Raw genomic sequence first — 10,292 nt, forward strand, 5'->3', positions numbered from 1 at the left:
GCAGCACCTCCCGTTCCCGGCGAACCACTCCACATCTTCCTGTCACTCCGGCAAATCCGGCATCACCTCACAAGGGAGTACTGATGACATCACGGAGACGGTTGACCGCCGTCGTGCTGGCCACGGCCTGCGCGGCGGCAACCTTGACGGCCGTGCCCGGCCAAGCGGGCGCGCGCGACGCGCCAGCTGCGGCGGCCGGGGACGGCGTCAGCCACCAGGTCACGTTGATCACCGGTGACCGGGTCAGCGCGCGCCAGGACGCGCGTGGCCACTGGTCACTGGCCCTGCAGGACGACGCCCGCTCCGGGCACCCGCCGTACGTTCAGTTCGGCGCCCGGCACGGCGCCGCCACCGACTCGTACCTGGTGCCGGCTTCAGCCATTCCTCTCCTTGAATCGGGTCGACTGGACCGGGAACTGTTCAACGTCACCGGGTTGATCCGGCAGGGCTACGACGACGCCGCCACCGACACACTGCCGTTACTGGCCGAGTATCCGGACGGCGTTGCCGCCCGCTCGGTCGCGCCCGCTGGCGCCCAGCGCGGTCGCAGCTTCGACGTGCTCGGCTACACCGAACTCGGCGAGTCCAAAAAGGACGCCAAGGGGTTCTGGGCCGGGCTGAGCGCGGCAGGACCGGCCGCGCTCTCGGGCGGGCCGAGCAAGATCTGGCTCAACCACCAGGTGCACGCCTCGCTGGACCAGAGCGTGCCGCAGATCGGCGCGCCGGCGGCCTGGCAGGCCGGGTACACCGGCAAGGGCGTGACCGTCGCCATCCTGGACACCGGGGTGGACGCCGAGCATCCCGACCTGGCCGGGAAAGTCGCGCAGAGCAAGGATTTCAGCGGCAAGGGCACTGTGGTCGACGGCAACGGGCACGGCACGCACGTCGCCTCCACCATCACCGGCTCCGGCGCGGCCTCGGGCGGCAAGTACAAGGGGGTCGCCCCGGACGCGAGGCTGGCCATCGGCAAGGTGATGAACGACGGCGGCCAGGGCCGCGAGTCCGACATCATCGCCGGCATGGAGTGGGCCGCGCGCGAGGCCAAGGCGAAGGTCGTCAACCTGAGCCTGGGCACTTACCCCACCGACGGCACCGATCCCAGTTCGCAGGCGGTCAACAAGCTGAGCCGCCAGTACGGCACGCTGTTCGTGGTCGCGGCAGGCAACACGGGCCAGGACGAGGGAGTGAGTTCCCCGGCCACGGCCGATGCGGCGCTGGCAGTGGGCAGCGTGACTAAAACCGATGCGCTGTCCTCGTTCTCCGACCGCGGTCCGCGCGTCGGCGACGGCGCGGTGAAGCCGGAGATCGGTGCCCCAGGCAGCGACATCGTGGCTGCGCGCGCCAAGGGGACCGCACTGGGCGACCCGGTGGACGAGCACTACACCAGGCTCTCCGGCACCTCGATGGCCACTCCGCACACCGCGGGAGCGGCAGCCATCCTGGCCCAGGAGCACCCTGACTGGACCGGCGAGCAGCTCAAGTCCGGGCTGGTCGGCACGGCCAAGGACTTGCCGGGAATCGGGGTGACCGCGATCGGCGGCGGCCGGTTGGACGTGGCCACGGCGGTGACCCAGGCCGTGCAGTCCGAGCCCGCGACGGTGAACACCGTCGTGCGGTGGTCCGACAAGCCAGGCAAGCGCGCTGTCACCTATACCAACCCTGGCACCAGCCCGGTCACGCTGAATCTGGCCTTCAGCTTGGCGGACAAGCAGGGGCAGTCGCCCGCCGCGAACCTGGCGAAGATCTCGGCGAACTCGGTCACCGTGCCCGCCGGCGGCAAGGCCGCCGTGGACATCACGTTCACCGCGAGGTCCGGCAAGCCCGGGACCTACACGGGTCTGCTGCTGGCCAGCACCCCGGACGGCAAGACGCGGGTGCGCACGCCGGTCGGGGTGAAGGACGAGCCGGAGCTGTACAGCCTGTCGGCGAACCTGCTGGGCCGGGACGGCAAAGCCCCTGGCGCGCATGACACCCAGACCTCCCTCGCCGTCAACGTCCAGACCGGAGAGAACTTCCTGGGCTACGCCGGTCAGCCGCTGCGCGTGCCGCCAGGGGAGTACACCCTGAGCGCCGGGCTCACGGCCTCCCGGCCGGACGGGCCGCCGGAGACCACCGCGTTCGCCAACCCGGTCGTGAAGGTGACCCGCGATACGAAGGTGTCCTTCGACGCCCGCCAAGCCAAGCCCGTGACGGTGCACACGGACCAGACGGGAGCACTCGACGGCGGACTGGGCGCCCGGCTGGAAACCCGCCCCGAGGGGCCGCACGCGCCCGCTGTTCTCGGGTTGGCCGCCGGCGCGCAGTTCCAGCGGCTCTACGCCTATTCCACCCCGGGCGTGAGCTCGAAGCACTTCCGCTTCACCGAGGACGTGCAGCTTTACCAGCCGTGGCTGGAACTCACCGCGGAAGGGGCGCAGCCGCTGGCGGTGGACGCGGGCTTCACCCGGTTCTCCGACAGCCCTCCGCCGTCTGTCCAGCGGCTGGGCACCGTTTACGGCCGTGCCGGCACGCCGGATGATCTGTCCAAAGTGGACGCCAGGGGCAAGCTGGTGGTGCTGGACTTCCCGGACGGCATGCCCGTCGTCGAGGCGGGCAAGCGCATCGACAACGTGAAGGCGGCAGGCGGGAGCCTCGCGGCGTTCCGCCTCGTCGACCCCGTCGCCTCGGCCAAACTGCTCAGTGCCCCGCCCGACCTGTGGTCGCTGCCGACCCTTCAGGTGAACGGGTACACCGGCGACCGCTACGTGGCACTGGCCAAGGCTGGCGGGTTGACCTCCTCGCTGACCGTGCGGGACCGCAGCGACTACCAGTACGACCTGTACTACCCGTCGGCGGGCAGCATCCCGACCAATCTGGTGCACGAGGCCAGAGCCGCTGACGTGGCCGCGATAAGCATGGCTTACCACGGCTACGCCAAGCAATTCCTCCCGATGGTGTACGCGATCGCGGCGGGTCCGGACGGAGACGTCAACCGAGGCGGGGTCAGCTCCACGCCCCAGTCCGAGCAACGGCGCTACTTCACCCCGGGCGACTGGCGGCTCCAGGTGCAGGGCGTCGAGTTCACTGAGACCAGCGTCGCGGAGGGCGGCACTCTCGTCGAGGGACAGCGCACCCTGGCGGCGGGCAAGTCCTACCGCATCGACTGGAACGCCGCCGTCATCGGCCCCCGCTTCAGCGGGCCCACCGAGTCGGGCCGCCCGTGGGTGTGGCGGACCAAGGACTGGTTGCTGGACGTCACGGTGCCGGTGTTCTCCGACGCCGCCGGGCACGGCAGCGGCGCGGGCTACATCTCCGAACTGGACCGGGGCGCCACGTCGGCCTATTTGGACGGTCAGCTCCTCGGCACCCAGAACTCGCCGGGCCGCGGGGTTTTCCAAGCCCCGGCGCGGTTCGGCACGTACCGGATCACCACGGAGGTGACCCGGGACAAGCGATGGTGGCCCACTTCCACGAAGTTCAGCGGAGAGTGGACGGTCGCGCCGACGTTGTTCGCGGACGGCCCGCTGGGCATGCTCGCGGTCGGCTTCGCCCCGCCCGCAGACCTGCGCAACATCGTGCCGGGAGGCAAGGAGATCGCCTTCCCGGTGACGGTGACCCGGCAGGATTCGCCGCCGAAGGTCACCGAGTTGACGGTGGAGATCTCCTACGACGACGGCGCCACCTGGCAACCGGTGGAGCTGACGCAGGACGGTCCGCAATGGACGGCCAAGGTCCGCAATCCGGCGAGCGGGTTCGCTTCGTTGCGGGCGAAGGCCACGGACGACAAGGGCAACGCGGTGAGCCAGACGATCACCCGCGCCTACCAGATCGGCTGAGTGGTGCGGGGGTTTGCCTCGCCCGGCGAACCCCCGCATCCGGCTGTTGGCCGGTGACGGCGAGGCCGTGCGAGGTGCGCGGTGGCTTTCCGCTGTTGGAAGCGTGTCTGCGGCAGGGTGTCCTTCGGTTCGACGTCTCGGTTGGTCGTATGGGTGGCCGGGTATTGGCCGGTCACCACCATGGCGAGTCAGAATGGCGGCTCACCACCCGCACCGATTCCGGCGGGCACCGGCGCGGCGCCCCAGGCCTCCCCGCTGGTTTCGCGGCTGTTCCGGCTGACCTTGGTGACCTTGGCGGTGGCATACCGCAGCGACGGGCCGATCTCGTCCACCTGCAGTTCGACTACGGTGCGTTTCTCGCCCTCTTTGGTCTCGAATGACCGCTGGACCAGACGTCCGGTGACCAGGACCCTCGCGCCCCGGGTGAGGCTTTCGGCAACGTTTTCCGCTGCCTGCCGCCAGATGCTGCACCTGAGGAACAGTGCCTCGCCGTCCTTCCACTCGCCTGATTGGCGATCGAGCGTGCGAGGCGTTGACGCGACGGTGAAATTCGCTACTGCGGCTCCGGACGGGGTGAATCGCAGCTCCGGGTCTGAGGTCAGATTTCCGACGACCGTGATGACAGTTTCTCCGGCCATGGTCGAACTCCTTGTCTTGTGCCGCCAAGTCCATGGCGGCGAATCTGCTGATCGAGGGGACTCGATCAGTCCCCGTTTGTCGAAAGATTTGCGTTCAGTTGTGCGGAATGAGGCTCGTCGCGGGACAACTCAAGTTGCGCGCCGTTGGTACCTGCGCTGCCGTCGAGGAGTGACAGAAGACATCAGCCAGCATGCTCGGGCGATCGTGCTCCGCCTGCGACGGGAACCCGGGCCGTTTCCGATGACGGTGCGGACCGTTTCTCGGGCCATGGTGACGCTCCTCTGTTCGGTGCGGCCCCAGGGGCGGGCGCCGCTCGGGAATCAGGAGACCATCCGGGTACGACAGTTTCCGGGGCTTCCCGGTCACTCCATCGGGTGGGACTTCCCTCGCGGCGACGGCGGGAGCGGTTCCCACCGTTCGGCTGTTGTTCCGGGGAGGGGCGGCGGGCAGCATGAGCGGCATGGTCGGTGGGAAGTGGGGACGGGCGGCGGCGGTGGTCGCGGTCGTGGGGATTTCGGTGGTGGGGCAGGGGATAGCGCCTGCCGAGGTGGGAGCGAAGCCCGGTTCGGCAGTTGAGGGCAGAGCGGGCGGAAGCGGGCAAGGAGCGGCGCGCGCGATGGCGGGCGGCGCGCCGGGAGATTGCTGTGGCGGGCCGTCATCTTGGACAACTGGGGACAAATCCGCCCTCGGGACGGCCGCGGGGACGGCGAGCCCGTTGTGGTTCACCGTCGCGAAGGGCGTTACGTCCGAGGTGTTCTATCCGCGTGCGGACGTGGCCAACATGCAGGACATGCAGTACGTCGTCACCGACGGGAAGTCCTTTGTGGACCTCGAGCGCGACGCGACCGAGCACGTCGTTTCGATGCCGGACGAGAAGGCGCTCGAGTACACGATCACGAACACCGCCAAGAACGGTCGTTATCGCATCACGACGACCTACGTCACCGACTCCGGGCGGCCGACTCTTCTTGTCCGCACGCGGTTTCAGTCGCTCGACGGTGGTCAGTATCAGGTTTACCTCCTGGCGAATCCGTCGATGGCGGGCGGTGCGGCGAACGACACCGCGGCGTGGGACGGGACCGGGCTGACGGCCAGCGGGACCGAGGATCTGTTCGGGGCCAAGACAACTGTGGCGTCGGCGTTGCGGGCCTCGACGGGGTTCGTCGCGCATGACAACGGATATTCCGGCGCCGCGAGCGATTGCCTGGTAGACTTGCGGGCACATCAACGTCTTGCGAATCAATTCGATTCCACCAATTCTGGCAATGTAGTCCAATGTGGACGGATCCCCGTCGGGCAGGACTCGACGTTCTCGGTCGCGCTCGGGTACGGGAGCGACGCGCCGGGAGCGGCGGCGGCCGCGGACGGGTCGCTCGCGAGCGGGTTCGACACTCTGGAGCAGGCGTATCGGCGCGGATGGGAGGGGTATGTCGGCAGCCTGAAGGCGGCGCCGGGCAGTGTGGCGGGCGACGAGCGGCAGCGGCGGGCGTATTACGTCGCGCTGATGGCGTTGCACGCGGCGGAGGACAAGACGCACCGCGGCGCGAGTGTCGCGGGGCTGGCCACGCCCTGGGGCGACGTCGTCAACGGCGACGCGCTCAACGACGGGTACCATCGCGTGTGGGGCCGGGATCTGTACCAGCAGGCGACCGGGCTGCTCGCGGCGGGCGACGCGGCTCAGGCCAAGCGGATGGCGCAGTTCCTGTGGTCCTCGCAGTGGATTTCCGCGCCGACGCAAGGCGACGGGACGACGTATCCGGCCGGGGCGTTTCCCCGGTACAGCCCGGTGAGCGGGGTCCAAGGGGCGACGCCGCAGCTGCTCGGCTGCTGCGAGCAGCTCGACCAGGATTCCGACGCGATCATCCTCGCCTGGATGACCGGGCTCACCGACGCGGCGACGTATGCGCGGGTCAAGGTGACGGCGGAGCACATCCGGACGAGCGGGCCCGCGACGACCGAGCGGTGGGAGGAGCAGTACGGGCGTTCGCCGTCGTCGATCGCGGCGGAGGTCGCCGGGCTGGTCACGGCCGGGGCGATCGCGCGGGCGAACGGCGATACCGCCTCGGCGCAGCAGTGGGAGTCCACGGCGGACTCGTGGCGGGCGCAGCTCGACGGCTGGACGCGGACGACGTCCGGGTACTGGGGCGGCCACACCTATTACGAGCGGCTGGACAAGGGCACCGACCCGAACGACAACGGCCAGATCTGCTTCGACGAGGGGTGTTTCTACGAGCACGACGGGGTCGACTTCGGCTTCCTCGACCTGGTCCGGCTGGGGCTCCGCGCGCCGGCGGATCCGGCGGTCGCCGAGTCGGTGGCCCCGACGGCGGCGGCCCGCGACGGCAACGCGCCGATGCAGGTGACGACCCCGAACGGCGACATCTACTTCCACCGCTACCCGCACGACAACTACGGCGAGAGCACCACGGCCTGCACCGGCTGGCCGGCGAACGGGCCGCAGCGGTTCGGGCGGCTCTGGCCGGTGCTGTCCGGCGAGCGCGGCGAGTACGAGCTGGCCAACGGACGGCCGGCGGCGGTGTACCTGAAGTCGATGGCGGACGCGGCGAACGACGGCTACTTCATTCCCGAGCAGGTGTGGGATCGCGCCGATGCCGCGTGCTTCGGGCTGGGCCGTCCGACCGGGAGCGCGGCGCCGTTGATGTGGGCGGAAGGCCAGTACCTCCGGCTCGCGCAGAACATGGACGCGGGGAAGAACCTCGAGACTCCGGAGGTGGTCCGGCAGCGCTACGGCGGCTGACCCGCCCGTTCGCGACGACGGCCGCGACCAGGGCCAGCCCGAGGCCCGCGCCGGTCAGGACGGTGAAGGGCTCGCCGAACAACAGCGTGCCCCACACCGAGGTGACCGGCGCGATCAGGAACATCAGGCTGTTCACCGCGGTCATGCCGATCCGCCCGACGAGCAGCCAGTACAACCCGTACCCGCCGAAGGTCGCCAGCACGACCAGCCAGGTCAGGGCGAACCAGAAGTGCCCGGACGCGGGCGGCACCGCGTTCCCGGTCGCCAGCGCGAGGGCGGTGAACACCACGGCCGAGGTGGCGCAATGGATGGCCAGCGCGCGCAACGGGGGAGCGGGGACGCGGGCCCGGCGTTCGAGCACGGTGGAGGCGACCAGCCCGAGCATTCCGGCGAACGGGATCAGATACGCCGAGGCCGGGGCATGCGAAGCGGCGTCGGACCAGCTGACCAGGACGACGCCGACCAGGCCCAGCCCGAGTCCGAGCCACTGCCGTCCGGTCGCCGCGACGCCGAGCAGCGGACCGGCGAGCGCGGCGGCGACCAGCGGTTGCACGCCGTCGATGAGTGCCGTCGTGCCGGTGCTGACGCCTTCGCCGATGGCCCAGTAAACGGTGAGCAGATAGCCCGACTGGGACAGCAGGCCGATCAAGACGTGCCTGCCCAGTTCGCCGACCGGTCGCAGCCGCAGGAACGGCGCCAGCAGCAGCGCCAGCGGCAGGAACCGCCACATCAGCACGGTCGGCACGGAAGCGTCCGCCGCGCCGAGTTTCGCGCCGATGAATCCCGACGACCAGCACACGACGAACAGGACGGCCGCTCCGGCTATACCGATCGGTTTACTCATGGCACCGGACTATACAGATCGGTATACACTGGGGCCATGACGATCGATTGGACCCCGAAGGCGCAAGCGGTGCTGATAGCCGCGTCGGAGTTGTTCTACGAGCGCGGAATCCACGCGGTCGGCGTTGACGTCATCGCGGCGAAGGCGGGGGTCACGAAGAAGACGCTCTACGACCGGTTCGGCTCCAAGGATCGGCTGGTCGTGGAGTACTTGTCCGCCCGGGACGCGCGCTGGCGCGGGTTCCTGGGCGAGTGGCTGGAGAAGGCCGGAACAGATCCGCGGGACCGGTTGACGGCGGCGTTCGACGCGTCCGAGGCGTGGGCGAAGAAGTACGGCGGCAAGGGTTGCAGCATGATCAACGCGCACGCGGAGATCAGCGATCCCGCGCATCCGGCGTACGCGGTGGTGACCGAGAGCAAAAAGTGGATGCTCGGCGTTTTCGTCGAATTGGCTGAGTCTGCGGGCGTTTCGGATCCGCACCGGACAGGCGAGCAGCTCATGTTGCTGCACGAGGGTGCGGTCGTGATGTCGGGCATGCGGGTCGCGAAGGGCGTCTTCAAGCGCGCGACGGAAACGGCGGTGGTGCTGCTGGGCTGAGCCGTCAGCGCGTCGACCGGACCTTCTCGTAATGCCGTGCGGCGCGCGCTCGGTTGCCGCAGGCGACGGAGCACCATTCGCGGCGCGGATGCGTCTTCATGAAGTAGAGCACGCAACCTGGCGCGTAACAGGCGCGCAGCTTTGCCGCTTCTGGGCCGCCCAAAAGCGCGATCGATTCTCGCGCTACGCGGGCTAATCCAGTGACGACTGGCGAAGTGCCGCTCGAGGAACCCTCCTGCAATTTCCCGGCCACGAAAGTCAGTTGGGGGACAGGCAGGTGGGTGATGAGGTCGTTCAAGTCGCCCAGGGCGGTGTCCAGGTCGACGGTCGGGGTCTGCCGATCGTCGGCGGTGACTTGAGCGGCGAGGCGGCGGACGGCGTCGCGAAGCCGCCGTGCCAGCGCGAGTTCGGGGGCGGACGACTGCCGCGGCCTGCGCTCGACGCCGACGTCGTCGAGCCAGGCGTCGAGGTCTTCGCGGGTGCGCAGGTCGTCGTGGAGCCCGCTCGTGTCGGCCCAGACGGTCGCCATCAGGCGGACCGGCACGACCTCGTCCGGCAGCATCCCCATGGCCGAGACCGTATCACGGATGGAATGGGTTGCATCCGTGAGAAGCGACTGCTAGAACTTCTCACGGAACATCATCGCGCAACCCGTGAGAAAGGGAGGTGGCATGAACCAGGCGATCCAGCAGGCCTTCCACGCCGGCGAGCTGGCTGTCCAGCGCGAGGCCGGAGTCGAGCGCCAGGCCGCGCGCCTGTCCCGGATGGCCGAGCCCGCCGGGATTTCCGCGGGAATGGCGGGGTTCCTGGCCGAACGAACACTCCTCGTCGTGACCGGACGCGACACCGGCGGGCAGCTGTGGACGTCGCCGATCGTCGGCCCGCCCGGGTTTCTCGAAACCAGGTCGGCGACGACGCTCGCGATCCACCGCGCGCTCCCGGAAGGCGATCCGCTGCACGGGCTCCCGGCCGGGCAGAAGCTCGGGATGACGAGCATCGAGTTCGCCACGCGCCGCCGGGTCCGGATCAACGGCAGCCTCACCACCGCCGCCGAGGACCACCTGATCGTGGACATCGAGCAGGCGTACGGCAACTGCCCGCAATACATCCAGCAGCGCGTGCTGTCCGAGGAAATCGAGCCGACAGCACCAGCGCAAACGCGCGCAGAGCTGAGTCCCGGCGACACCGAGTTGATCCAAGAAGCCGACACGTTCTTCCTCGGCACCATCAACCCGGGCCACGGCGCGGACGCGTCCCATCGCGGCGGCGCGCCCGGATTCGTCCGCGTCGAGGGAAATACGTTGTGCTGGCCCGATTATCCCGGCAACAACCTGTTCAACAGCCTCGGCAACATCGCCGCGAACCCGGAAGCCGCGCTGCTCTTCTTCGACTTCGCTACCGGTGGCGTCCTGCAGGTCTCCGGCACTGCCGCGATCGAATGGGGAGAAGCGGGCCGCTCCGGCGATGACGGTTACACCGGCCGGATCGTCCGGTTCGAGGTGCGGCGCATCGTCTCCGGCCGTCCGGTGCCGCGTCAGGTCGCGCACACGCCGTACCCGCGCAATCCGCAGCTCATCAACTGAAAGGACTTCCCAATGGGGTTTGTCAAGTCATGCTGCCGCCGGGATCGGGGGTGAAG

The 10,292-nt window shown here is 69.2% G+C and carries 6 protein-coding genes and 1 pseudogene; 4 read left to right on the forward strand and 3 right to left on the reverse strand.

Features of this window, described 5'->3' with window-relative positions:
• Window positions 1-83 precede the first annotated feature (83 nt).
• A complete protein-coding gene (locus ACFORO_RS24490) occupies window positions 84-3,815 on the forward strand; it encodes a S8 family serine peptidase (RefSeq protein WP_377875412.1) in 3,732 nt (1,243 codons plus the stop codon).
• Window positions 3,816-4,003: 188 nt separating this feature from the next.
• On the opposite strand, the gene ACFORO_RS24495 is transcribed toward ACFORO_RS24490, so the two are convergent.
• On the reverse strand, window positions 4,004-4,453 hold the full coding sequence (locus tag ACFORO_RS24495) for a single-stranded DNA-binding protein (RefSeq protein ID WP_377875414.1): 450 nt from the start codon (window positions 4,451-4,453) through the stop codon (window positions 4,004-4,006).
• Window positions 4,454-4,905: 452 nt separating this feature from the next.
• Between ACFORO_RS24495 and ACFORO_RS24500 the strand changes: the two genes are divergently transcribed.
• Complete coding sequence (locus ACFORO_RS24500; RefSeq protein ID WP_377875416.1) at window positions 4,906-7,212, forward strand: glycoside hydrolase family 15 protein; 2,307 nt, start codon at window positions 4,906-4,908, stop codon at window positions 7,210-7,212.
• A 22-nt stretch (window positions 7,213-7,234) separates the two neighbouring features.
• On the opposite strand, the pseudogene ACFORO_RS24505 reads toward ACFORO_RS24500, so the two are convergent.
• A pseudogene (locus tag ACFORO_RS24505) lies at window positions 7,235-8,056 on the reverse strand (DMT family transporter); the annotation flags it as partial.
• Between the two features lie 36 nt (window positions 8,057-8,092).
• On the opposite strand from ACFORO_RS24505, the gene ACFORO_RS24510 reads away from it, so the two are divergent.
• On the forward strand, window positions 8,093-8,653 hold the full coding sequence (locus ACFORO_RS24510; RefSeq protein ID WP_377875418.1) for a TetR/AcrR family transcriptional regulator: 561 nt from the start codon (window positions 8,093-8,095) through the stop codon (window positions 8,651-8,653).
• A 4-nt stretch (window positions 8,654-8,657) separates the two neighbouring features.
• Here the strand turns inward: ACFORO_RS24510 and ACFORO_RS24515 are convergent, their stop codons facing one another.
• Entirely contained in the window at window positions 8,658-9,221 is a 564-nt protein-coding gene (locus ACFORO_RS24515) for a CGNR zinc finger domain-containing protein (RefSeq protein ID WP_377875420.1), read from the reverse strand.
• Window positions 9,222-9,324: 103 nt separating this feature from the next.
• Between ACFORO_RS24515 and ACFORO_RS24520 the strand changes: the two genes are divergently transcribed.
• Entirely contained in the window at window positions 9,325-10,236 is a 912-nt protein-coding gene (locus tag ACFORO_RS24520) for a pyridoxamine 5'-phosphate oxidase family protein (RefSeq protein WP_377875422.1), read from the forward strand.
• Window positions 10,237-10,292: the final 56 nt, after the last annotated feature.

This window comes from Amycolatopsis halotolerans, from assembly GCF_042647905.1.
Taxonomy (GTDB): Bacteria; Actinomycetota; Actinomycetes; order Mycobacteriales; family Pseudonocardiaceae; genus Amycolatopsis; species Amycolatopsis halotolerans.